Source organism: Streptomyces sp. NPDC101110 (assembly GCF_044759525.1).
Classification (GTDB): domain Bacteria; phylum Actinomycetota; class Actinomycetes; order Streptomycetales; family Streptomycetaceae; genus Streptomyces.
The window spans coordinates 248,585-273,012 of the sequence record NZ_JBIVZM010000006.1 but is presented as its reverse complement, the minus strand read 5'-3'; the positions used below and the strand labels follow the sequence as shown (position 1 = coordinate 273,012).

Annotated in this window: 20 protein-coding genes; 7 read left to right on the top strand and 13 right to left on the bottom strand. The window is 70.9% G+C overall.

Annotation, left to right across the window (positions count from 1 at the left end; genetic code table 11):
• Window positions 1-2: 2 nt before the first annotated feature.
• A complete protein-coding gene (locus ACIQU3_RS16470) occupies window positions 3-2,048 on the bottom strand; it encodes a SpoIIE family protein phosphatase (RefSeq protein WP_403733584.1) in 2,046 nt (681 codons plus the stop codon).
• 198 nt (window positions 2,049-2,246) lie between these two features.
• On the opposite strand from ACIQU3_RS16470, the gene ACIQU3_RS16465 reads away from it, so the two are divergent.
• Window positions 2,247-2,924 carry an alpha/beta fold hydrolase gene (locus ACIQU3_RS16465; protein ID WP_403925624.1) on the top strand — a complete coding sequence of 226 codons (678 nt, stop codon included), beginning with the start codon at window positions 2,247-2,249 and terminating at the stop codon, window positions 2,922-2,924.
• Window positions 2,925-3,237: 313 nt separating this feature from the next.
• The gene (locus ACIQU3_RS16460) at window positions 3,238-7,131 is read left to right on the top strand and encodes a glycoside hydrolase family 2 TIM barrel-domain containing protein (RefSeq protein ID WP_403733587.1); all 3,894 of its coding nucleotides are present in this window, start codon (window positions 3,238-3,240) and stop codon (window positions 7,129-7,131) included.
• A gap of 28 nt (window positions 7,132-7,159) precedes the next feature.
• On the opposite strand, the gene ACIQU3_RS16455 is transcribed toward ACIQU3_RS16460, so the two are convergent.
• Window positions 7,160-7,522, bottom strand: coding sequence for an ArsR/SmtB family transcription factor (locus ACIQU3_RS16455; protein WP_403733590.1), 363 nt, complete (start codon window positions 7,520-7,522; stop codon window positions 7,160-7,162).
• A gap of 130 nt (window positions 7,523-7,652) precedes the next feature.
• Here ACIQU3_RS16455 and ACIQU3_RS16450 point away from each other — a divergent pair, with 130 nt between their 5' ends.
• A complete protein-coding gene (locus tag ACIQU3_RS16450) occupies window positions 7,653-9,128 on the top strand; it encodes an AlkA N-terminal domain-containing protein (protein ID WP_403925622.1) in 1,476 nt (491 codons plus the stop codon).
• Between the two features lie 9 nt (window positions 9,129-9,137).
• Window positions 9,138-9,620, top strand: a complete 483-nt coding sequence (locus ACIQU3_RS16445; RefSeq protein WP_403925619.1) for a methylated-DNA--[protein]-cysteine S-methyltransferase — start codon at window positions 9,138-9,140, stop codon at window positions 9,618-9,620.
• A 530-nt stretch (window positions 9,621-10,150) separates the two neighbouring features.
• Here the strand turns inward: ACIQU3_RS16445 and ACIQU3_RS16440 are convergent.
• A complete protein-coding gene (locus ACIQU3_RS16440) occupies window positions 10,151-10,882 on the bottom strand; it encodes an SIR2 family NAD-dependent protein deacylase (RefSeq protein WP_403733594.1) in 732 nt (243 codons plus the stop codon).
• 174 nt (window positions 10,883-11,056) lie between these two features.
• On the opposite strand from ACIQU3_RS16440, the gene ACIQU3_RS16435 reads away from it, so the two are divergent.
• Window positions 11,057-11,875 (top strand): GAF domain-containing protein, encoded by an 819-nt coding sequence (locus ACIQU3_RS16435; protein ID WP_403733599.1) that lies wholly within the window; start codon window positions 11,057-11,059, stop codon window positions 11,873-11,875.
• 22 nt (window positions 11,876-11,897) lie between these two features.
• Window positions 11,898-12,278, top strand: a complete 381-nt coding sequence (locus ACIQU3_RS16430) for a hypothetical protein (RefSeq protein ID WP_403733602.1) — start codon at window positions 11,898-11,900, stop codon at window positions 12,276-12,278.
• 15 nt (window positions 12,279-12,293) lie between these two features.
• Here the strand turns inward: ACIQU3_RS16430 and ACIQU3_RS16425 are convergent, their stop codons facing one another.
• Together ACIQU3_RS16425 and ACIQU3_RS16420 are read right to left on the bottom strand one after the other, a co-directional pair.
• A complete protein-coding gene (locus ACIQU3_RS16425; RefSeq protein WP_403733606.1) occupies window positions 12,294-12,788 on the bottom strand; it encodes an NUDIX domain-containing protein in 495 nt (164 codons plus the stop codon).
• 44 nt (window positions 12,789-12,832) lie between these two features.
• Window positions 12,833-13,906, bottom strand: a complete 1,074-nt coding sequence (locus ACIQU3_RS16420) for an ADP-ribosylglycohydrolase family protein (protein ID WP_403733610.1) — start codon at window positions 13,904-13,906, stop codon at window positions 12,833-12,835.
• 284 nt (window positions 13,907-14,190) lie between these two features.
• Between ACIQU3_RS16420 and ACIQU3_RS16415 the strand changes: the two genes are divergently transcribed.
• Window positions 14,191-15,309: a glycerate kinase gene (locus ACIQU3_RS16415; RefSeq protein WP_403734267.1), complete on the top strand. Its 1,119-nt coding sequence runs from the start codon at window positions 14,191-14,193 to the stop codon at window positions 15,307-15,309.
• A 76-nt stretch (window positions 15,310-15,385) separates the two neighbouring features.
• Here the strand turns inward: ACIQU3_RS16415 and pssA are convergent, their stop codons facing one another.
• From pssA to ACIQU3_RS16375, 8 genes are all read right to left on the bottom strand, one after another.
• Window positions 15,386-16,168, bottom strand: a complete 783-nt coding sequence (gene pssA / locus ACIQU3_RS16410) for a CDP-diacylglycerol--serine O-phosphatidyltransferase (protein ID WP_403734270.1) — start codon at window positions 16,166-16,168, stop codon at window positions 15,386-15,388.
• Between the two features lie 58 nt (window positions 16,169-16,226).
• Window positions 16,227-16,883, bottom strand: coding sequence for a phosphatidylserine decarboxylase (locus ACIQU3_RS16405; RefSeq protein WP_033309199.1), 657 nt, complete (start codon window positions 16,881-16,883; stop codon window positions 16,227-16,229).
• A gap of 170 nt (window positions 16,884-17,053) precedes the next feature.
• On the bottom strand, window positions 17,054-18,259 hold the full coding sequence (locus ACIQU3_RS16400; protein WP_103783615.1) for an acyl-CoA dehydrogenase family protein: 1,206 nt from the start codon (window positions 18,257-18,259) through the stop codon (window positions 17,054-17,056).
• 2 nt (window positions 18,260-18,261) lie between these two features.
• A complete protein-coding gene (locus tag ACIQU3_RS16395) occupies window positions 18,262-18,774 on the bottom strand; it encodes a MaoC family dehydratase (RefSeq protein WP_016431745.1) in 513 nt (170 codons plus the stop codon).
• A gap of 5 nt (window positions 18,775-18,779) precedes the next feature.
• Window positions 18,780-19,742, bottom strand: a complete 963-nt coding sequence (locus ACIQU3_RS16390) for a CoA ester lyase (RefSeq protein ID WP_133930709.1) — start codon at window positions 19,740-19,742, stop codon at window positions 18,780-18,782.
• The gene (locus ACIQU3_RS16385; protein ID WP_403733618.1) at window positions 19,739-21,787 is read right to left on the bottom strand and encodes a protein meaA; all 2,049 of its coding nucleotides are present in this window, start codon (window positions 21,785-21,787) and stop codon (window positions 19,739-19,741) included. The genes ACIQU3_RS16390 and ACIQU3_RS16385 overlap by 4 nt, the downstream gene beginning before the upstream one ends.
• Window positions 21,788-21,804: 17 nt before the next feature.
• A complete protein-coding gene (ccrA, locus tag ACIQU3_RS16380) occupies window positions 21,805-23,148 on the bottom strand; it encodes a crotonyl-CoA carboxylase/reductase (protein WP_403925617.1) in 1,344 nt (447 codons plus the stop codon).
• Between the two features lie 381 nt (window positions 23,149-23,529).
• A complete protein-coding gene (locus ACIQU3_RS16375) occupies window positions 23,530-24,357 on the bottom strand; it encodes a TetR family transcriptional regulator (protein ID WP_403733624.1) in 828 nt (275 codons plus the stop codon).
• Window positions 24,358-24,428: the final 71 nt, after the last annotated feature.

The window sequence follows — 24,428 nt, the reverse complement described above, 5'->3', positions numbered from 1 at the left end:
GCTCAGGCTCGCGTGCGGACCAGCAGCAGGGCCACGTCGTCGTCCGGCTCGGGACTCAGCGCGCTGAGCAGACTGTCGCTCGCGCGCTGCAGGCTGGGCCCCGCGTGCTGGAGCAGCCGGGTCAGCGTGCCGAGGCCGGTGTCGATCGGCTCCCCACGGTTCTCGACCAGGCCGTCCGTGTACAGGGCGAGGAGGGACCCCGGGGCGAGTTCCACCTCGACGGTGCCGAACTCCACACCGCCGACCCCGAGCGGGACACCGCCCGGTACGTCGAGGAGTTCCGCGCCGCCGTCCGCCCCGGCGAGCACCGGCGGCAGATGCCCGGCGCTGGACAGCTCGCAGGTGCCGCGCCCCAGGTCGCACACCGCGTACACGCACGTGGCGATCGCGTCCCCGAGCGAGCCGGCGATGTCGTCGAGGTGCCGCAGCAGCTCGGCGGGCGGCAGGTCCAGCCGGGCCAGCGCCCGCGTTGCCGTGCTCAGCTGCCCCATGATCGCGGCGGCCTGGACACCCTTGCCCATGACGTCCCCGACCACCAGCCCGGTGCGCCCGGGGCCCAGCGGCAGGACGTCGTACCAGTCGCCGCCGACCTCGCTGAGGGCCGGGCGGTAGCGGGCGGCGATGTCCAGACCCTCCCGCTCGGCGGGCGTGCTCGGGAGCAGGCTGCGCTGCAGGGTCAGGGCGGTGCCGCGCTCGCGGCCGTAGAGGCGGGCGTTGTCTATGCAGATCGCGGCGCGTGCGGCCAGTTCCGAGGCGAGTACCCGGTCCCGGTCGTCGAAGGGGCGCTCGTTGACCGTGCGGTACAGCGAGAGCGTGCCGAGCACCTTGCCCCGGGCCATCAGCGGCAGCGCCAGGTAGGAGTGGGCCCCGGCCTCGTGCAGGGCCTGGGCGGCCCGCGCGTCCCGGGCGAGGCGTCGCAGCATCCGGCTGTCCACCCGCTCGACCAGGACCGGACGCGCGCTGCGCACGCACTGCGTGATGATCCGCGACGAGCCGTACGTGGCGAGCTCGCCGACCGGGTCGGCGGCGTGGATGGCGTCGGTGGGGTAACCCGCCGCCACGGCCAGCGCCCGGAACTCGGCCGGGGCGCCTCCCGAGACGGGCGTGATGGTGCCCCGGGACACGACCGACTCCAGGACGTCCACGGCGGCCAGGTCCGCCAGATGCGGCACGACCACGTCGGCCAGTTCCCGGGCGGTCTGCTGCAGGTCCAGGGTCGTGCCGATCCGCACCCCCGCGTCGGCGATCACCGACAGGTGCTGGCGTGCCTGCGCGACCTCGGCCGCGGCCTGCTGGCGCTCGGTGACGTCCAGCACGGCCATCGCCAGCCCGAGGACCCGGCCGTCGGTGTCCTCGATGCGATGGTACGACTCCGAGTAGGCGCGGTCCTGGGTGTCCGCCGCCGTACGCCCGACGGTCTGCTGGTCGAGCAGGGGTTTGCCGGTCTCCAGGACGTGCCGCATCCGGGCCTCGATGGCCGCCACGTCCAGATCCGGCAGCACCTCCCCGACCCGGCGCCCCAGCACCGCCTCCTCGGGCACGCCGTTGATCCGCTCCAGCGCGGGATTGACCCCGACCCAGCGCAGGTCGTTGTCGAAGACGGCGATGCCGAGCGGGGTCTGGTTGACGAGGCTGTGGGAGAGGGCGAGATCGCGCTCCACCTGCCGTACGGTCGTCGCGTCCGTGGCCAGTCCCAGCAGGTGCGGCTGCCCCTCGGCGTCGAGGAGGCGCATCGTACGGAACTCCACGGCTCGTTCCGTGCCGTCGCGGTGCCGCAGCGGGAAGACACCGGCCCACCGGGCGCCCGTGCTGACCTGGGCGAACAGCTCCCTGCCCCGGGGGCGGTTCTCGGGGGAGACCAGGAGGGTGTCGGCTCGCTGCCGCAGGGCCTCCTCGGCGGTCCAGCCCAGCAGCTGCTCGATCTCGGGGCTCCACAGCGCGATGTGCCCGCCCGCGTCGAGGACCACGGCCGCGACCTTCAGCAGGTCCAGCAGCCCGCCGGGCGCGGCCGTGACGGCGTCGCGGTCCGAGGTCGCGTAGCCGTTCATGCGGGCCGCTCCTTCCGGCGCGGCAAAGGTACCGCCATGATCTGTTGTGCGGGCTGTCCGATGAGGTCACATTACGGTCGGAGCAGTGGCACTGTCGCGCCGAAATGACAAAAAACCGCGGGTCACCACCGCACGAGGAGGAAGCGGCGTCGTGGAGGGCCGGAGGCTGCGGAGAGCCTGCCCACCCCGGCGGGGACGGTGCGCCGGGACCGGCTCGGCGAGCCCGGGGACGAGCCGGTCGTGCTGCTGCACGGGACGCCGTTCTCGTCGTACGTGTGGCACGAGATCGCACCCGCCCTCGCCGCCGTCGGCCACCACGTCCACGTCTGGGACATGGCGGGCTACGGCACCTCCGGCATGCACTCCGGCCAGGATGTCTCACTAGCCGCCCAGGGCCGTGTCTTCACCGAGCTGCTGGCCCACTGGGGCCTGCGGGAGCCGTCGGTGATCGCGCACGACTTCGGCGGCTGCGTGGCCCTGCGCGCCCACCTGCTGCACGGCGCCCACTGCCGGCGGCTCGCCCTGGTCGACCCGGTGGCCCTGGAGCCCTGCGGGTCCCCCTTCTTCCACCTGTCGGGGAGCACAGCCGGGTGTTCGAGCAGCTCCCGGCGGCGCTGCACGAGGCCCTGGTGCGCCAGTACGGCTCCTCCGCCAGCCACGTCGGCCTGCGCCCCGCCGCGCTCGACGCGCTGGTGCGGCCCTGGACGGGGGAGGTGGGGCAGGCGGCGTTCCACCGGCAGATCGCGCAGGCCGACCAGCGCTGCACCGACGAGATCCAGCCTCTCTACCCGACGATCGACCTGCCCGTCACCGTCTGCTGGGGCACCGAGGACACCTGGATCCCCTTCGCCAAGGGGGAGGAGCTCGCGGCCCTGATCCCGGGGGCGCGGCTGGTGCCCGTCCCGGAGGCGGGTCATCCGGTCCCGTTGGACGCGCCCGCCCGGCTGACGAGCGAGCTGTTCGCCTTTCTCACGGGCCTGAACCATCAGGACCGCACAAAGTCCGACGCAGTCATTGCTTCGTTTGTGTGCGGGTCCTAGGGTATGCCTGCTCAGAAGTTGCTTCCTTACCGTCAGTTGTCACGCGACTCAACAGAAACACCCATCCAGGGTGCGCAGTTGAAGATCGCATCTGACGTGCCCTCAGTCCGTGCAGCACCGCACCTGTCGAACCGAGGAAGGCCACGTTCATGCCGCACCCCCCGCACCCGTCCCCCGCCGACCGGCCCGTCGTCAGCCGCCGTCGTCTGCTGGAAGGGGGTGCCGCCGTGCTCGGCGCGCTCGCCCTTGCGGCGTCGCCCACCGCGTCGCACGCGGCCGCCCGGCGCCCGGCGGCCGACGGGCCCCCGGAGTGGAACGACTCCCTGGGTGTGTACCGGGTGGGGACCGAGCCGCCGCACAGCACCCTGATGCCCTACGCAGACCTCGGACAGGCCCTGAAGGGTGATCGCGAGCGCTCGCCCTACCGGCTGAGCCTCGACGGCACCTGGAAGTTCGCCTACGCGGACCGCCCCGAGGACCGGGACAAGGACTTCCACGGCACCGACGTCGACGACTCCGGCTGGGACACCGTCCCCGTGCCCTCGGCCTGGCAGATGCACGGCTACGACTTCCCGATCTACGTCAACATCACCTACCCCTGGTGGGGCCCCAACGGCGGCGGCGAGGACGCCCAGCCGCCCGCCGCGCCGACCCGCTACAACCCCGTCGGCCAGTACCGCCGCACCTTCACCGTGCCCCGCAACTGGCAGGGCCGGCGCACCTTCCTGCACTTCGAGGGCGTCAAGTCCGCCCACTACGTGTGGATCAACGGCGAACTGGTGGGCTACCACGAGGACTCCTACACCTCCGCCGAGTACGACATCACCCCCCACCTCAGGCCGGGCACCAACCAGATCGCCGTCGAGGTGTACCGCTACTCCGACGCGGAGTGGCTGGAGGACCAGGACATGATCCGGCTGAGCGGCATCTTCCGCTCGGTCCACCTGTTCTCCACGCCCAGCGTGCACCTGCGTGACTTCCGCCTGGACACCCCGCTGGGCGACGACTACACCTCCGCCGAGCTCAAGGTCACCGCACACGTCCGCGACTACGGCGGCACGGGCGCGGGCCGCTACACCGTCGAGACCCAGCTCTACGACGCGCGCGGCCACGCCGTCTGGTCCCGCCCCCTGAACGGGTCCGTCGACCTCCCCGACGGCCAGGAGGCCACCGCCGAGGCGGCCAGAGCCGTCCCCGCGCCGAAGCTGTGGTCGGCCGAGCACCCGAACCTCTACACCGCCGTGCTCCGCCTGCGCGACCCGGCCGGCAAGGTGATCGAGACCCTCTCGCACCGGGTGGGCTTCCGCGAGTTCGCGCTGAAGGACGGCCTGATGCGCATCAACGGCAAGCCGGTATCCTTCCGCGGCACCAACCGGCACGAGATGCACCCCGTCACCGGCTCGGCGCTCACCCGCGCGCAGATGGTCGAGGACATCCGGATCATCAAGCGCCTCAACATCAACAGCGTCCGCACCTCGCACTACCCCAACAATCCGCTGTGGCTCGAACTCGCCGACGAATACGGCCTGTACCTCGTCGACGAGACCAACCTGGAGACCCACGGCATCCGCGACAGGTTCCCCGGCGGCGGGCACCCGGAGTGGACCGAGGCGTGTGTGGTCCGCGCACAGAACATGGTCCACCGGGACAAGAACCACGCCTCGGTGGTCATCTGGTCCCTCGGCAACGAGGCCGGCGGCGGCACCACCTTCAACGCCATGCACGACTGGATCCGCTCCTACGACTCCACCCGCGTCATCCAGTACGAGGGCGACGACCGCCCGGGCATCAGCGACATCCGCTCCGAGATGTACGACAGCCCGCAGCGGGTCGAGCAGCGTGCCAAGGACACGGGCGACACCCGGCCGTACGTGATGATCGAGTACTCCCACGCGATGGGGAACTCCACCGGCAACCTCAAGAAGTACTGGGACATCGTGCGCCGCTACGACGTCCTCCAGGGCGGCTGGATCTGGGACTTCGCCGACCAGGCCCTGCGCTGGCCCACCCCGTCGCGCAAGCTGCTGACCGAGTCCGGCCCGGGCGCGCTGCGCGGCGAGATCATGGCGCCCGCCGGCACCTTCGACCGGGCCAAGGGTGTCTCCGGCGGCACCGTCTTCCCGCGCGACCCCCGTCTCGACCTCACCGGCTCCCTCACGCTGGAGGCCTGGATCACCCCGCACGTGACCGGCTTCCACCAGCCGATCATCGCCAAGGGCGACACCCAGTACGCCCTCAAGCAGACCGACGGGAACCTGGAGTTCTTCATCCACGGCGGCGGCCAGTGGATCACCGCGAGCTGGGCGCTGCCCGACGGCTGGACCGGCAAGGAGCACCACGTCGCCGGCGTCTTCGACGCGGAGGCGGGCACGCTGACCCTCTGGGTCGACGGTCAGGTGCGCGGCACCAGGACCACCACCCGGCGCCCCACGGACAACACCGCGTCCCTGTCGCTCGCCACCGACGTCGACAACCCGACCCGGGGGTTCAGCGGCACCATCCGCCGGGCTCGTGTGTACGCCCGTGCGCTGACCGCCACCGAGCTGGCCTCGGACGCCCGCAAGCCCGGCGACGAGGACGTGCGCTTCTGGTTCGACGCCGCCACCGCAGGCCTCACCGAGAAGCGCCCCCGCGCCAGGACGTTCTACGCCTACGGCGGTGACTGGGGGGACAACCCCAACGACGGCGCCTTCTCCGGCGACGGCATCGTCACCGCCGACCGCGGCCTCACCGGCAAGTCCGCGGAGGTCAAGCAGATCTACCAGGCCGTCAACGCCACGTCGGCCTCCGACGGCCCCGGCGCCGTCACGCTCACCAACGAGTACCTGTTCACCAACCTCCGTGAGTTCGAAGGCCGTTGGTCCCTCGTCGCCGACGGCGAAGTCGTCCAGCGCGGCCGGCTGACCCGCGACCAGCTGGACGTGGCACCACTGAGCAGCAAGGACGTCAAGGTCCCGGTGCGGCTCCCGGCCAGGCCCGAGCCCGGCACGGAGTACTTCCTCCAGCTCTCCTTCACCACCAGGGAAGCCACCCCCTGGGCGAAGGCCGGCTTCGAGGTGGCCAGCCGGCAACTCGCTCTCGACGCGGGCAGTCCGGCCGTGCGGCCCGCGCCGCTGCGGAGCGTGCCCGCCCTGAGCCACACCGACGGGGACAAGACCGTCACCGTCAAGGGCAAGGGCTTCGCCGTCACCCTCGACAAGGGCACCGGCACCATCACCTCCTACGAGGCGGGCGGCACCCGGCTGCTCACGTCCGGACCCGTCCCGAACTTCTGGCGGGCCCCCACCGACAACGACCGCGGCAACGGCCAGCACACCCGCAACCAGATCTGGCGCGACGCCGGAGCGCAGCGGAAGATCACCGACGTACGGGTACGGCCGCTGGACGACCGGGCCGTCGAGGTCACCGTCACCGGCACGCTGCCCACCGGCACGGAGTCCGCGTACAGCACGACGTACACGGTCTTCGGCAACGGCGAGATCAAGGTCGACAACACCCTGCACCCGGGCGCGGCGAGCCTGCCGTACATCCCGGAGGTCGGCACGCTGCTGTTCCTGCCGCGGAGCCTGGACCGGCTGCACTACTACGGCCGGGGCCCCGAGGAGAACATGTGGGACCGCAACAACGCCACCGACGTCGGCCTGTACTCCGGCACCGTCTCCGGGCAGTGGACCTCCTACCTGCGCCCCCAGGAGAACGGCAACAAGACCGACGTCCGCTGGGCCGCCCTGACCGACGGCCGGGGACGCGGCCTGCTCGTGAGCGGTGAGCCGCTGGTGGAGGTCAACGCCTCGCACTTCACGCCCGAGGACCTCTCGGTCGGGGCCCGCCACGACTACCAGCTCACGCCCCGGGACGCGGTGGTGCTGCGGATCAACCACCGCCAGATGGGCGTGGGCGGCGACAACAGCTGGGGCGCGCACACGCACGACGAGTTCAAGCTGCCGGCGAACCGCGACTACGCGTACACCTACCGGCTGCGTCCGCTGACGCGCGTGAGCGAGGCGATGGAGGCCTCGCGCCGGCCGACCGCCACGGCCTAAGGGCCGACCGTGGGGCAGCGGCGCCGCCTCAGTCGGCGGCGTCGCTGATGCCGAGCCGCAGATGCTCCACGTGGTACACCGCCTGGTCGAGCAGCTCGGCGACATGGTGGTCGTGCAGCGCGTAGACCACCGAACGGCCCTGCCGCTCACCCACGACCAGACCCAGATTGCGCAGCAGCCGCAGCTGGTGCGAGCAGGCCGACTGCTCCATGCCCACCTCGGCGGCCAACTCCGTGGCCGGCAGCGGGCCTTCGCGCAGCCGCGCCAGGATCATCAGCCGGGAGGGCGTGGACAGGGCCTGGAGCGTGGTGGCGACCTTCGCGACGTTGTCCGCGTCCAGGCGTACGCGCTCGGCGGTCTCCTGCGCGGGGGTGACGGCTCCATGACCCATGACGTCATCGTACCGGCCCCGGACGAACACATGAATGAACCTTCATCTGTCCCGCTGGGGCGGTGCCGCGCTGCACGTCGATGTCGGATTCTCGCCAGCCCCGGGCCGCCCGGTGCCGGATGCTGGACGCATGCAGATGGGGATGCACACCGACACCGAGCGCTGCGTGCGCGCCGTCCGGTCGAAGGACGCGCGGTTCGACGGCTGGTTCTTCACGGCCGTCCTGACCACCGGCATCTACTGCCGTCCCAGTTGCCCGGTGGTACCGCCCAAGCCGGAGAACATGGTCTTCCACCCCAGTGCGGCGGCCTGTCAGCAGGCCGGGTTCCGGGCCTGCAAGCGCTGCCGGCCCGACACCAGCCCCGGCTCCCCGGAGTGGAACCAGCGCGCCGACCTCGTGGCCCGAGCCATGCGGCTGATCGCGGACGGAGTCGTGGACCGCGAGGGCGTGCCAGGCCTCGCCGGCCGCCTCGGCTACAGCACCCGGCAGGTGGAACGCCAGCTCCTCGCCGAGCTGGGCGCGGGCCCTCTCGCGCTCGCCCGCGCCCAGCGCGCCCAGACGGCCCGGCTGCTCATCGAGACGACCGCCCTGCCCATGGCGCAGATCGCCTTCGCCGCCGGGTTCGCCTCGATCCGCACCTTCAACGACACGGTCCGCGAAGTCTTCGCCCTCCCGCCGGGCGAGCTGCGCGCCCCGAAGCGGCAGGGCGCGAGCACCCCGGGCGCCCTGTCCCTGCGGCTGCCGTTCCGCGCCCCGCTCAACCCCGACAACCTCTTCGGCCACCTGGCCGCGACGGCCGTACCCGGCGTGGAGGAGTGGCGCGACGGCTCCTACCGCCGCACCCTGCGCCTGCCCTACGGCCATGGCATCGTGGCCCTCACCCCGAACCCGGACCACATCGCCTGCCGCCTCACCCTCAGCGACCCGCGCGATCTGACCGTCGCCATCAGCCGCTGCCGCCGTCTGCTCGACCTGGACGCCGACCCGGTCGCGATCGACGACCAGCTGCGCGCCGACCCGGTCCTCGCGCCCCTGGTCGACAAGGCACCCGGACGGCGCGTGCCGCGCACGGTCGACGAGGCCGAGTTCGCCGTCCGGGCCGTGCTCGGGCAGCAGGTCTCCACCGCCGCCGCCCGCACCCACGCCGCCCGCCTGGTCACCGCGTACGGCGAACCGGTCGAGGACCCAGAGGGCGGCCTCACCCACCTCTTCCCGGCACCCGAGTCCCTCGCCGCGCTCGACCCCGAGACACTGGCGATGCCCCGCACCCGCCGCACGACCTTCACCACCCTGGTCCGCAGGCTCGCCGACGGCGACCTCCGCCTGGGCGTCGAGAGCGACTGGCCGCGAACCCGTGCCGAACTCCTCGCCCTGCCGGGATTCGGACCCTGGACGGTGGACGTCATCGCGATGCGCGCCCTCGGCGACCCGGACGCCTTCCTCCCCACCGACCTCGGCATCCGCCGCGCCGCCCGGGACCTGGGGCTGCCGTCCACCCCGGCCGCCCTCACCGCCCGCGCGGCGGCCTGGCGCCCCTGGCGGGCCTACGCGGTCCAGTACCTGTGGGCGACCGACAGCCACCCCATCAACTTCCTTCCGGTGTAAGGACCTCCGATGAAGCAGCACACCGTGACCGACAGCCCGTACGGCCCCCTCACCCTCGTCGCCGAGGACGGCGTCCTGTGCGGCCTCTACATGACCGACCAGCGCCACCGCCCCCAGCAGGAGACCTTCGGCACCCGCGACGACACCCTCTTCGCGGAGACGGAGGACCAGCTGAAGGCCTACTTCGCTGGCGAACTCAAGGAGTTCACCGTCCCGCTGCGCCTGAACGGCACCCCGTTCCAGCGCAGCGTCTGGGACGAGCTGCGCCGCATCCCCTACGGCGAGACCCGCACCTACGGCCGGCTCGCCGACACCCTCGGCACGCCCGCGGCCTCCCGCGCGGTCGGTCTCGCCAACGGCCGCAACCCCATCGGCATCATCGTCCCCTGCCACCGTGTCATCGGCGCGAACGGCAGCCTGACGGGATACGGCGGCGGCCTGGAACGCAAACAGCGCCTGCTGGACTTCGAACGCGGGGCGGCGCTGTTCTAGGGCCCGTTGCGCGGGTCCGCAGGGAGGTGTGCCTGCCCATGGGGGCCGGTTTCGGCGACACGCGGCGCCCGGTGCCGGAGGGCGTTCTGCACGAGCCGGTCGGCACGGCGTTTCCGACGGGCATCACACCGTCAGTGCCGCCGATCAGGTTCTCTCCGTTCGGCCCGACGGACGGGCCGGCCGACAGGGAGGACTCGTCGCAGTGAGCATCCACATGCACATGCGCGCCGTCGCGGTATCCGAGATCCGGGACGACCACACCTGGCTTGCGGCGTTCATGCGGGAGGCTTGGGAGAACCACCCCGACAAGTACGCGGTGGGCGTCGCGGAGTCGATCGACAAGGTATGGGGCTCCGTCAACGACCTCTGTGCCGCCGCCGAGGTCCTCGATGCGGATGCCGGCCATCCCTGGGAGCTGCCGGTCCACGGCGGGCGCCCCGTGGCACACAGCGCCGATGCCGACCCCTCCAACCCGCCCCTGGGGATTTCTGGAGCCGCCCGGGGTGTCACAGGCCGCAGTCTTCCTCGCATCAGAAGGTGTCCCCGAGGCGGCGCAGCAGCTCAGGCAGGGCCGTGCCGATGGGATCGCGGACGATCTCGTCGGCGCGGTCGTCGTACGGGGTCGGCTCGGCGTTGACGATGACCAGGCGGGCGCCGTGGTCGGCGGCGACACCGGCGAGGCCTGCGGCCGGCTGGACCTGAAGGCTCGTGCCGACGGCGACGAAGACCTGACAGGCCTTGCTGATGGCGGCCGCCTCGCCGAGGACGACGGGGTCCAGCCGCTCACCGAACATCACCGTCGCCGGTTTCAGAATCCCGCCGCACTCCCGGCACGAAGGATCGGCCTCACCGGCGTCGACCCGGGCGAGCGCGTCGGTCATCGGGCCGCGCGCGTGGCAGCCGGTGCAGACGACACCACGGGCCGACCCGTGCAGTTCGAGCACCTTGCGGGCGGGCATCCCCGCGAGCTGGTGCAGCCCGTCCACGTTCTGCGTGATCACCCGCACAGGCACCCCGGACCGCTCCAGTGCCGCCACCGCCCGGTGCGCGGCGTTGGGCTCGGCCCGCAGCGCCCCGCTCTCGCGCCGCATCAGCCAGGAGCGGCGGCGGATCCCGGCGTCGCCCATGTAGTACTCGTACGTGACGAGCTTCTCGGCGTCAGGATCGCGCCGCCACAGCCCGTTCGGCCCGCGGTAGTCCGGGATGCCGGAATCCGTGCTGATGCCGGCACCGGTGAGCAGGGCGACGAGGGGTTTGGCCATGGCGCCGAGGGTAGGACGCCTGCGCGCCCGGGGCGAACGACTTGGAGAGGCGTGGGTCCATGGCGACCGGTGGGAACCGATGCGCATCCGCGGGTCGTCTGTGCGGGTCGGGCACGGCTTCGGTCGCGCCGGAGCGCGGCGTTGGAAATCTCGGGATCGAGGTGATGGGGCGGGATGACATGGCTCCGCAAGTACTGGCTGAAGATCTTCCTCCTGACCTTGGCCAGCTTCCTGGCTGCGGGGGCCTTCGTCGCCTCGGTGGTCGCAGGCGACGACAACAGCAAGCACAGTGATACCGCGTTATGGACCGGCGCCGTGCTGGCCCTGATGGTCGTCCTGGTCACCGCCAGTGAGACCGCGCTCAACGAACGAGAGCGTGCCAAAGCGCGCGAGGAAGCCAGCCAGACGGCGGCGCAGATCCGCCTCTGGTACAACGACGTACTGCTCCAGCTGTCCAAACCGCTGGGCAAGCTCACCGAGGAACATGCGGCCGCGTACAAGGCGACCGGTGCGACGCCACCCAACGCCCTGGTCACCACCCGCTCCACGGAATCGACCACGATCCGCCGCTCCGCACTCGTCGGCGCCGCCACGCTCACCGCCCGGCTGGACCCGGCGGGACTCCCCACCGCCCGCAGCGCCTACTACCGCCTGGTCAACCGGGCACAGCACGAATTCGAGCTCGACGACTGGGCGGGGCGCCCCGTCGTCCCGCGCGCGAAGATCGACGGAGCTGCCGGGAGTCACTTCGTGCACGACATCCTCGACGCCAGGAGCGCCTACCACGCGGGCGCGGCGACCGGTCTCGTCAGCAAGGTGAATCAGGGCAGCACCGACTACCGGTCCGTCATCGCGGTGCCGGTGACGGCCGGCACCGAGGAGTTCGGCGTGCTGACGGTGGACGCGCCCGTGGACACCGACCTGACGGTGGATCACGTCCGGCTCGTACAGGGTCTGGCGGACGTGCTGGGTGCCGCCCTGGCACTGACGTAGGTGAGGGAAGGAGAACCCGACCATGGCCGCCCGACGCTTCAGCTTCACCCTGCGCACCGTCAGCCGTCGTCGTATCCGCGAGCCCCGGGTGCCCGAGGGGATGAACCATGTGCGCGAGACGCTCGAGATGGCTCGTGCCCGGCAGCGGTACGAGGAACAGGCACGCCAGGAGTTCGACGAACGGGTCGACCGGGAGAGCGGCACGTTCGGCTGGGAGACCTTCAGTCTCTTCGTCCTCACCGTCGGCGCCCTGGCCTGCGCCCTCCTGGGCACGCTGAGCGGCGTCAGCGGATCGCTGTCCTACCCCCTGGCCGGGGTGGGCGGGCTCTGCTTCGCGCTGATCCTCCTCAGGTGGGGCTGGGCGCGTCGTCGACGCGGGCGCCGGCCCGTGCTGCGCGACTGAGGAGCCCCAGCCGGTTCAGAACACCCGCCGGCCGTTCTCCAGCTCCGCCGTGCCCGAGCCGTCCGCCAGGACGTCGAGGGCGGCCAGGACGCGGCCGCCGAGGGGGCCCGGCAGATGGCCGGGCAGCTCCTCGCGCCGGACCAGCCGCCAGGACAGCAGCTCCTCCTCCTGAAGGCGGATCGCCTGCAACTCCTCCTCGCTCAGCACCCCGCCGTCGTACAGATACGCCACCAGGGGCGGACGGCCCCTGCCGTGCACCCAGTCCACCGCCAGCAGCCGGCCGGGCTCCCGGTCCAGGCCGATCTCCTCGGCCGTCTCACGCCGCGCGCCCTGCCGCGGGGTCTCGCCGTCGTCGGACTCGACGGTGCCGCCGGGCAGCGCCCAGCCCTCCCGGTAGTTGGGCTCGACGAGCAGCACCCGGCCCGAACCGTCCCGGAACAGCACGGCGGCGCCGGCCAGGACACGGGGCAGGGAGGCGATGTAGGCGGCGTAGTCAGCAGAGGTGGTCATCGGTGCAGGGTAACCAGGCGAGTCGCCGCCGCGTACCCGGGCGGTCAGGCCGCGGGCTCCGCCAGCCGCAGCGTCCGCTCCGCCAGCTCGCTGATCCGCACCCCGTCGAAGCCGAACACCGCGCTGCGGACCGTGTCCTCCAGCGGCTCCTTCCACTGGCCCGGGATGGCCGCGGCCCCGCCGAACACCCCGGCCACCGAACCCGCGGTCGCGCCGTTGGAGTCGGTGTCCAGGCCGCCGCGGACCGTGAGTGTGATGGTCCGGGTGAAGTCGCCGTCGCCGTAGAGCAGGCCGGCGGTGAGCACGGCGGCGTTCGGCACGGTGTGGATCCAGCCCATGCCGGAGGTCTCCTCGGCGACCGTGGTGAGCGTGTCCTCCCAGGACATCCGGGTGTCGTGCAGGGCGACCACCCGGCGCACCGCGCGGGCGAGGCGGCTGCTCGCCGGGATCACGGTGAGGGCCTCGTCGACGGCGTGCCGCACCGTGGGCGCGGTGAACGCCGCCGCGATCAGCGCCGCCGCCCACATCGCCCCGTAGACCCCGTTGCCGGTGTGCGACAGCACCGCGTCCCGCCGGGCAAGCAGGGCGGCGCGGCGCGGGGCGCCCGGGCAGGTCCAGCCGAAGACGTCGGCCCGGATGAGGGCGCCGATCCACTCCTGGTACGGGTTGTCGTACGTCGCCGTCAGCGGCGGCTTGAGCCCGCCCGCGAGGTTGCGGTAGGCGGCCCGCTCGGCGGTGAACGTCTGCAGGTACGGCAGCCGCAGCAGCCACAGGTCGCCGACCTGCTCGGTGGTGAAGCCGAAGCCGTGGGTCTCCAGCAGGTCGAGGCCGAGGATCGCGTAGTCGACGTCGTCGTCACGGCAGCTGCCGTGGATGCGGCCGCGGACGCAGCTGCGCCACTCGGGGCGCAGCGCGAACCCGTCGTGCTCGCTGATCGGCTCGGGCAGGTAGTCGGTGAGCGGCAGCGCCGCGGCCTGCCTCAGATAGCGGTCGATGCGGTCGCGGGTCCACACCTCGCCCTGTTCGACCGGCTTGCCGAGCATGTTTCCCGCGACGCGGCCGGTCCAGCCGCCGAGGATGCGGTCGGAGAGCGCCGTTCCGGTGCCAACGAGGGTCATGGTTGTGGTCTACCCGTTTCGGGGAGGGGGCTTGCGGCGCGTTCGGGTCTGCCGGTGCTCGGCGGTTGTTCGCGCCCCCGCGGCGGCAGCCGCCCCGGATGCGGCCCTGCGGCCCTTCGTCCCGGGGAGCCTCGGTCCACGAGCTGGGCAGATGCTGACGGACGGGGCGTCGGCCGGTTAAGGTCACAGCGGCGCGACTGGCCTTGACATGCGTGAGGGCCCGGAGAGCAAGGGGAGTGCAAGTGGCGGACGCTGCAGTGAGCGGCACCCGGACGGCACAGCGGGTGCTCGTCGCCGCGGACAAGTTCAAGGGGTCGCTGACGGCCGTGCAGGTCGCCGAGCGGGTCACGGCCGGGCTGCGCCGGGTCCTGCCCGACCTGGAGGTCGAGGCGCTGCCCGTGGCCGACGGCGGCGACGGGACCGTGGCCGCGGCGGTCGCGGCCGGGTTCGAGCGCCGGCAGGTACGGGTCGCCGGCCCCCTCGGTGCCGAGGTGACCGCGGCGTTCGCGCTGCGTGAGGGCACCGCCGTCGTGGAGATGGCCGAGGCGAGCGGGCTGCAACGGCTGCCCGCCGGGGTCTTCGCCCCGCTCACGGCGTCCACGTACGGCTCGGGCGAGCTGCTGCGGGCAGCGCTGGACGCCGGTGCCCGCACGATCGTCTTCGGGGTCGGCGGCAGCGCCACCACCGACGGGGGCGCCGGGATGCTGTCGGCGCTCGGTGCCCGGTTCCTGGACGCCGACGGGGAGCCGGTGCCCCCGGGTGGCGGCGGACTCGCCGAGCTGGCCACCGCCGACCTGTCCGGGCTCGACCCGCGCCTCGCCGAGGTCGAGCTGGTCCTCGCGAGCGACGTCGACAACCCGCTGACCGGCCCGAAGGGCGCGCCCGCGGTCTACGGCCCGCAGAAGGGCGCCTCGCCCGACGACGTGGCGGCCCTGGACGCGGCCCTCGCGCACTTCGCGGAGGTGCTCCGGGGCCCGGCCGGCCCGAGGGCCGCCGAGTACGCGGCGTCGCCGGGTGCGGGCGCGGCGGGTGGCATCGGCTACGGTGCCCTCCTGCTGGGCGCCCGGTTCCGTCCCGGCATCGAGGTGATGCTCGACGTCCTGGGCTTCGCGCCCGCCCTGGAGCGCGCCGATCTGGTCATCACCGGCGAGGGATCCCTCGACGAGCAGACCCTGCACGGCAAGGCGCCGGCGGGCGTGGCCGCGGCGGCCCGCGCCGCGGACAAGGACGTCGTGGCGGTCTGCGGCCGTCTGGCGCTGCCGCCGCAGACGCTGGGCCGCGCCGGTTTCCGCCGGGCCTACCCCCTGACGGACGCGGAACCGGACGTCGCGAAGTGCATCGCGGAGGCCGGGCCGATCCTGGAGCGGGTGGCGGAGCGGATCGCGCGGGACTTCCTGACCTGAGCCGGGCGACTCCCGCCGCCCGGGCACGAGGAAGGCCCCGAGCTCCGAGCTCGGGGCCTTCCTCGTCGTACGGTCGCTACGGCAGCTGCGCCGCCCGCGCCTCCCGGCGGTTGCCGCGGAAGTTGTTCACCCGCCGGGCCGTCGCGAACAGCGGGATCACCGCCCCCATGACCAGCTGGAGCGCACAGCCCGTCTGGAGCAGCAGCTGGCCGCTCGGTGCGTCGAACGCCCAGGCGGCCATCAGGCCCATGCCCAGCACGATCCACGACAGCATCGCCACGGCGAGCCGGCCTCGCGGCTTGGGGTACTCCACGCGGCTCACCATCAGCCACGCCGTCCCCAGGATCGCCAGCAGGGTCGCCACGAAGGGCAGCTCCAGCAGCACGATGGACACGACCGTCAGCGCGCCGAACGGTGACGGCATGCCCTGGAAGGTGCCGTCCTTGACCGTGACGCACGAGAACCGGGCAAGCCGCAGCACCACCGCCAGCAGCACCACGATCGCCCCGAGCGCCGCGACCCGCTGGTACGCGCCCTCGGCCACCATGCCGTAGACGAGGACGAAGTACGCCGGTGCGAGGCCGAAGCTGATCAGGTCGGACAGGTTGTCCAGCTCGGCGCCCATGGGGGAGGAGCGCAGCTTGCGCGCCACCAGGCCGTCGAACAGGTCGAAGACCGCCGCGCACAGCATCAGGATGACCGCCGTGGCCGCGCTGTTGCGCGCCATGCCGGACTCCTGGCTGCCCATGAGGTCCGGGATCAGGATGCCGGTGGTGGTGAAGTACACCGCCATGAAGCCGCACGTCGCGTTGCCGAGCGTCAGGGTGTCCGCTATCGACAGGCGAAGAGAGAGGGGCATCTCCTCTTCCTCGTCGACTTCGTCGGCCTCCGGGACCCAGCCGGCCTTGGTATCAGGATCAATCACGGTCAATGCGAGTCACCCCCGCCACGGTCTTCTGACCGACCTCGACCGCGACCTCCACGCCCTCGGGCAGGTAGAGATCCACGCGCGAGCCGAAGCGGATCAGGCCGATCCGCTCGCCCTGCTCGACCTTGGTGCCCTGCGGCAGGTACGGGACGATGCGGCGGGCGACCGCGCCGGCGATCTGGATCATCTCGATGTCACCGAGCTCGGTGTCGAAGTGCCAGACGACACGCTCGTTGTTCTCGCTCTCCTTGTTGAAGGCGGGAACGAAGCCACCGGGGATGTGCTCGACCGACGTCACCGTGCCGGCCAGCGGCGCGCGGTTGACGTGGACATTGAGCGGGCTCATGAAGATCGCGACACGGGTGCGGCCGTCCTTCCACGGCATGATGCTCTGCACCACACCGTCGGCGGGCGAGATGACCCGGCCCTGGGTGATCTCGCGCTCGGGGTCGCGGAAGAACCACAGCATGCCCGCCGCCAGCGCGGTGGCGGGAACGGCCACGGCCTTGGCGGCGCCGGAGCGGCGCGCGCGGGCGAGGCTGAGTGCTGCGGTGGCGACGGTCGGAAGGAGCCACGGCGATGCTCCGCGCGCGAGGCGTACGCCGGCCCGGCTGTCGCGAGGTGCAGAGGTTTGGCTGTGGGGCATGGATGACCTTCGTAGCGGATGATGCCGCACTCTGACGGGGGACGGCGGCTTTCCGGCGATCGTAGCGGCTCGGGGCCGTAACTGGGTAAGCCAGGCAGCCGAGTCGGCGGCAGAAGAGTGCTGACGGGGTGTGATCTTCTTCTCCAAGAAAACACCCCGTATCCGGACATCTAGCCCTGGAATCGATACTCTTCGAGCAGCCGCCTGCCGATGATCATTTTCTGGATCTCGGCGGTACCTTCACCGATGAGCAGCATCGGGGCCTCGCGGTAGAGGCGCTCGATCTCGTACTCCTTGGAGAAGCCGTAGCCGCCGTGGATCCGGAAGGCGTCTTCGACGACCTCCTTGCAGTACTCGGAGGCGAGGTACTTCGCCATCCCTGCTTCGAGGTCGTTTCGCTCCCCGGAGTCCTTTTTGCGAGCTGCGTTCACCATCATCGCATGGGCGGCCTCGACCTTGGTAGCCATCTCGGCCAGCTTGAACTGGATCGCCTGGTGCTGGGCGATCGGCTTCCCGAAGGTGTGGCGCTGCTGCGCGTACTGCACGCCCAGCTCGAACGCACGCTGAGCGACGCCGCAGCCACGCGCCGCCACGTTCACACGGCCGACCTCGACCCCGTCCATCATCTGGTAGAAACCGCGGCCGGTGACCCCGCCGAGCACGCGATCCGCAGGAATGCGCAGGCCATCCATGATGAGTTCGGTGGTGTCGACCCCCTTGTAACCCATCTTGTCGATCTTGCCCGGGATCGTGAGACCCGGACGCACCTCGCCGAAGCCGGGCTCCTTCTCGACCAGGAAGGTGGTCATCGACTTGTGGGGCGCCGTGCCCTCGGGGTGACCTTCGTCACTTCTGACCAGAACGGCCACCAGGGACGACGTTCCGCCGTTCGTCAGCCACATCTTCTGGCCGTTGAGGACGTACTCGTCGCCGTCCTTCACCGCCTTCGATGTGATCGCCGACACGTCCGAGCCGAGGCCCGGCTCCGACATCGAGAAGGCGCCCCGGATGTCGCCGGCCGCCATCCTCGGCAGGAAGTGGTCCTTCTGCTCCTGCGTGCCGTGCTGCTTGAGCATGTACGCCACGATGAAGTGGGTGTTGATGATGCCGGACACGGACATCCACCCGCGGGCGATCTCCTCCACGCACAGCGCGTAGGTCAGGAGCGACTCTCCCAGACCCCCGTACTCCTCGGGGATCATCAGGCCGAACAGGCCCAACTCCTTCAGCCCGTCGACGATCTGCTGGGGGTACTCGTCGCGGTGCTCCAGCTCGGTCGCGACCGGAATGATCTCCTTGTCCACGAAGTCCCGGACGGTGGACAGGATCTCCTGCTGGACGTCCGTCAGACCGGCGGTCTGGGCGAGTCGCGCCATGGCTACTTCTCCTGCTCCTTGAGCTCGGGGCGGCCGGGCTGCTCGCCGCCGCGCTCCTTGATGTACGTCTCGGTCGGCACCATCACCTTGCGGCGGAACACGCAGACCAGCGTGCCGTCCTGCTTGTAGCCCTTGGTCTCGACGTGCACGATGCCGCGGTCGTTCTTCGACTTCGACGGCCACTTGTCGAGCACGGTCGTCTGGCCGTAGATCGTGTCGCCGTGGAAGGTCGGCGCCACGTGCTTGAGCGACTCGATCTCCAGGTTGGCGATGGCCTTGCCGGAGATGTCCGGCACGGACATGCCGAGCAGCAGCGAGTAGATGTAGTTCCCGACGACGACGTTCTTTCCGAAGTCCGTCGTCTTCTCCGCATAGTTCGTGTCCATGTGGAGCGGGTGGTGGTTCATGGTGAGGAGACAGAACAGGTGGTCGTCGTACTCCGTGACCGTCTTTCCCGGCCAGTGCTTGTACGTCGCCCCGACCTCGAACTCCTCGTAGGTGCGTCCGAACTGCATCGGGTTCAGGCCTCCGGGATCTCGAACTTGCTGGTGCGCTGCATGCCCGCCGCGCGGCCCTTGCCGGAGATGACCAGCGCCATCTTGCGGCTGGCCTCGTCGATCATCTCGTCGCCGAGCATCGCCGAGCCCTTCTTGCCGCCCGCCTCGGACGTGTAGTAGTCGTACGCGTCCAGGATCAGCTCGGCGTGGTCGTAGTCCTCCTGCGACGGCGAGAAGATCTCGTTGGACGCCTCGACCTGGCCCGGGTGCAGCACCCACTTGCCGTCGAAGCCGAGCGCGGCGGCGCGCTGGGCGACCTCGCGATAGCCGTCGATGTTGCGGATCTGCAGGTAGGGACCGTCGATCGCCTGGAGGTTGTTGGCGCGGGCGGCCATCAGGATCTTCATCAGGATGTAGTGGTAGGCGTCCGCCGGGTAGCCGGGCGGCTGCTCGCCCACCACCAGAGACTTCATGTTGATGGACGCCATGAAGTCGGCCGGGCCGAAGATGATGGTCTCGACGCGCTGGGACGCCGTCGCGATCTCGTTGACGTTGTTCAGGCCCTGCGCGTTCTCGATCTGCGCCTCGATGCCGATCTTGCCGACCTCGAAGCCCATCGTCTTCTCGATCTGCGTCAGCAGCAGGTCGAGCGCGACGATCTGCTGGGCGTCCTGGACCTTCGGCAGCATGATGCAGTCGAGGTTCTGGCCGGCGCCCTCCACGACCGTGACGACGTCACGGTAGGTCCACTCGGTCGTCCAGTCGTTGACGCGCACGACCCGCGTCTTGCCCGTCCAGTCGCCCTCGTTGAGGAACTTGACGATGGTGTGCCGCGCCTCGGGCTTGGCGAGCGGGGCGCAGGCGTCCTCCAGGTCGAGGAAGACCTGGTCCGCGGGGAGGCCCTGGGCCTTCTCCAGGAAGCGCGGGTTCGAGCCCGGTACCGCCAGGCAGGAACGCCGGGGGCGAAGGCGGTTGACCGTGGTCATGCGGGGACCTCCAGGGGGTCGAGCTTGTTCGCTTTCCGGATCTCGTCGACGATGCGGCCGATGATTCCGGTGATGTCGAAGTCCTTCGGGGTGAAGACCGCGGCCACTCCGGCTTCCCTGAGCTGCTCGGCGTCACCATTCGGGATGATGCCACCGGCGATCACGGGTATATCTGTGGCACCGGCCACACGCAGCCGTTCGAGGACGTCCGGCACCAGCTGGGCGTGGGAGCCGGACAGGATGGACAGCCCCACCGCGTGCACGTCCTCGGCGAGGGCCGCGTCCACGATCTGCTCGGGCGTCAGCCGGATGCCCTGGTAGACCACCTCGAAGCCGGCGTCGCGCGCACGGACCGCGATCTGCTCGGCGCCGTTGGAGTGGCCGTCCAGGCCCGGCTTGCCCACCAGGAAGCGCAGCTTGCCCACGCCCAGGTCCTTGGCCGTCAGATCCACCTTGCGGCGGACCAGGCCGAGCGCACTGCCCTCCTCGACGGGCACGGCCACAGGCGCCGAGGAGACACCCGTGGGCGCCCGGAACTCGCCGAACACCTCGCGCAGCGCCCCGGCCCACTCACCGGTCGTCGCGCCGGCGCGGGCACACTCCAGGGTGGCCTCCATGAGGTTCTCGTCGCCGCGTGCGGCCTCCTTCAGCCGCTCCAGGGCCTTGCAGGGCCGCGGGTGGTTGAAGGGCGGCTGGTAGCGGCTGTCGCGCCACTGCTCCAGCCCGGCGATGACCCGGGCCTCGACCGCCGGGTCCACCGTCTGGATCGCGGTGTCCAGGTCGGCGGTCAGCGGGTTCGGCTCGGTGCCCTCGAAAGCGTTGACGCCGATGATCTTCTCCTCGCCGGATTCGATCCGGCCCCGGCGCTCGGCGTGCGAGGCGACGAGCTGCGACTTGAGGTAGCCGGACTCGACGGCCGCCATCGCGCCGCCCATCTCCTGGATGCGCTCGATCTCGGCGAACGCGTCCTCGACCAGCTGCTCCACCTTCGCCTCGATCACCTTCGAGCCCTCGAAGATGTCCTCGTACTCCAGCAGATCGCTCTCGTACGCCAGCACCTGCTGGATGCGCAGCGACCACTGCTGGTCCCAGGGGCGGGGCAGGCCCAGCGCCTCGTTCCAGGCGGGCAGCTGCACGGCACGCGCGCGGGCGTCCTTGGAGAGGGTGACGGCCAGCATCTCCAGCACGATCCGCTGGACGTTGTTCTCCGGCTGCGCCTCCGTCAGACCCAGGGAGTTGACCTGGACGCCGTAGCGGAAGCGGCGCTGCTTGGGGTTCTCGATGCCGTACCGCTCACGGGTGATGCGGTCCCAGATGCGGCCGAACGCCCGCATCTTGCACATCTCCTCGATGAAGCGGACGCCCGCGTTCACGAAGAAGGAGATGCGCGCCACCACATCGCCCATGCGCTCCTGCGGCACCTGGCCGGAGTCGCGCACGGCGTCCAGGACGGCGATCGCGGTGGACATCGCGTACGCGATCTCCTGGACCGGCGTGGCGCCCGCCTCCTGCAGGTGGTAGCTGCAGATGTTGATCGGGTTCCACTTCGGGATGTGCGAGACCGTGTACGCGATCATGTCCGTCGTCAGGCGGAGGCTCGGCCCCGGCGGGAAGACGTGCGTCCCGCGGGACAGGTACTCCTTGACGATGTCGTTCTGGGTCGTGCCCTGGAGCTTGGTGATGTCCGCGCCCTGCTCCTCGGCGACGACCTGGTAGAGCGCCAGCAGCCACATGGCGGTGGCGTTGATCGTCATCGAGGTGTTCATCTGCTCCAGGGGGATGTCCTGGAACAGCCGGCGCATGTCACCGACGTGCGCGATCGGCACGCCGACCCGGCCGACCTCGCCACGGGCGAGGACGTGGTCGGAGTCGTAGCCGGTCTGCGTCGGCAGGTCGAACGCCACCGACAGACCTGTCTGGCCCTTGGCGAGGTTGCGCCGGTACAGCTCGTTGGACGCCTCGGCCGTGGAGTGACCAGCGTACGTGCGCATGAGCCACGGCCGGTCCTTCTCCCGCCTGCCTTCGGCGGGCTGACGCTCAGTCATCTGTGCCCCCGTATGTCTCAGATGTTGCGGAAGCGGTTGATGGCCTCGATGTGCTGGGCGCGCTTCTCCTGGTCGCGCACGCCCAGGCCCTCCTCGGGGGACATGCAGAGCACGCCGACCTTGCCCTGGTGGAGGTTGCGGTGCACGTCGAACGCGGCCTGGCCGGTGTCCTGAAGCGAGTACACCTTCGACAGGGTGGGGTGGATCTTGCCCTTCGCGATGAGCCGGTTGGCCTCCCAGGCCTCGCGGTAGTTGGCGAAGTGCGAACCGATGATCCGCTTCAGCGACATCCACAGGTAGCGGTTGTCGTACTCGTGCATGTAGCCCGAGGTCGAGGCGCAGGTGGTGATGGTGCCGCCCTTGCGCGTGACGAAGACGCTCGCGCCGAAGGTCTCACGGCCGGGGTGCTCGAAGACGATGTCGATGTCCTCGCCGCCGGTGAGCTCGCGGATGCGCTTGCCGAAGCGCTTCCACTCCTTGGGGTCCTGGGTGTTCTCGTCCTTCCAGAACTTGTAGCCCTCGGCGTTGCGGTCGATGATCGCCTCGGCGCCCATCGAGCGGCAGATGTCCGCCTTCTGGTCGCTGGAGACGACACAGATCGGGTTGGCGCCGCCGGCCAGCGCGAACTGGGTGGCGTAGGAGCCGAGTCCGCCGCTCGCGCCCCAGATCAGGACGTTGTCGCCCTGCTTCATACCGGCGCCGTTGCGGGAGACCAGCTGCCGGTAGGCGGTGGAGTTGACCAGACCGGGGGCGGCAGCCTCCTCCCACGACAGGTGGTCGGGCTTCGGCATCAGCTGGTTGGACTTGACCAGCGCGATCTCGGCGAGGCCGCCGAAGTTGGTCTCGAAGCCCCAGATGCGCTGCTCGGGGTCGAGCATCGTGTCGTTGTGGCCGTCGCTGGACTCCAGCTCGACGGACAGGCAGTGCGCGACGACCTCGTCACCGGGCTGCCAGGCGTTGACGCCCGGGCCGGTGCGCAGCACGACGCCCGCGAGGTCGGAGCCGATGATGTGGTACGGCAGGTCGTGGCGCTTGGCCAGCTCGCTGGTGCGGCCGTAGCGCTCCAGGAACCCGAAGGTGGAGAGCGGCTCGAAGATCGAGGTCCACACCGAGTTGTAGTTCACCGACGAGGCCATGACGGCCACCAGGGCCTCACCCGGGCCGAGCTCGGGCAGCGGCACCTCGTCCAGGTGGATCGACTTGCGCGGGTCCTTCTCGCGGGTCGTCATACCCGCGAACATCTCCGTCTCGTCCTTGTGCACGGTGATCGCGCGGTACGACTCGGGGAGCGGGAGGGCGGCGAAGTCCTCCGACGTGGAGTCGGGCGACTGGATCGCGGCCAGGATGTCCTTAACGGTCACGGTGTTGCCTCCGGCGGTGAGCGCCCTGAGGGAGGGGCGCCGATGGGTTCGTCGGTGCTGCTGAGGGTTGAGGGTGTGCCGTCGGTTCGGCGGTGGTGCTGTTCGGCAGCGCATGGTGGCGCGGGAGGTTGCCTGTGACGCAGGCGTCCGGGCGTGCAGGCGGGTTCGGCCTGCCGGGACGTCGTCCGGACTCCCTCAACGTATGACACCGCGTGTCACCCCGCAAGGCACTGAGTGCCAGAACTTGGCCTCAGATGAAATCTTTACGTAACAAATGAGCGATGATCGATCGAACGGGCTCGGCAAGGCCCTGCAAAACGGCCTCTGACATGCCAAAACGGCCACCCCGAAGGGTGGCCGTCATCACAGGGCTGAGGAGGCTCAGCGCTCCTTGAGCGCCTGCTCGATGGTTCGCATGACCTCGTCCAGCGGCGCGTCGGTACGGGCGACGGTCACGAGCACCTCGCCCTGCGTCGAGGCGGTGGCCACGGCCGGCTGCGGTTCCGTGGAGCGCCCGGCCCCGATGCCCGTGCCGAACGTCTTGCGCACGATCGCGAAGGCGTGGTCCAGCTGCGCCTCCACGTCGCCCTGGCCGCCCGCCCGCAGCCAGCGCCGCAGGACGTGGTTGTGGGCCGTGACGACCGCGGACGCGGCGACCTCCGCCAGCAGCGGATCGTCGTTGGCGTCGTCGGCGTGTGCCCGCTCGTCGAAGTGACCGAGGAGGTAGCGGGTGAACAGGCGCTCGTAGCGGGCCACCGACGCGATCTCCGCCTCGCGCAGGGTGGGCACCTCGCGCGTCAGCTTGTAGCGGGCGACCGAGATCTCCGGCCGGGCCGCGTACATCCGCATGACCTCTTTGATGCCGCGGCACACCGTGTCGAGCGGATGCTCGTGCGCGGGCGCGGCGTTGAGCACCGCCTCGGCCCGGATCAGAGTGTCGTCGTGGTCGGGGAAGATCGCCTCTTCCTTGGAGCGGAAGTGGCGGAAGAAGGTGCGGCGGGCGACGCCGGCCTGGGCCGCGATCTCGTCGACGGTGGTCGCCTCGTACCCCTTGCTCGCGAACAGCTCCATCGCGGCGGCCGCCAGTTCCCGGCGCATCTTGAGCCGCTGGGCGGCGGCGCGAGAGCCGGCGGCACTCTCCGGCGCGTCGGTCGTAGCTGGTGTACGTGAGGACTTGGCGGGCTGGGGCATGCCCTGAACGTACTGCATGTGTGCAGCTCGCCGCGCATGGCCCGGTTCTTCCCCGGTGCCCGGGGGCGGGGGAGGGGCGGACCGGCCGG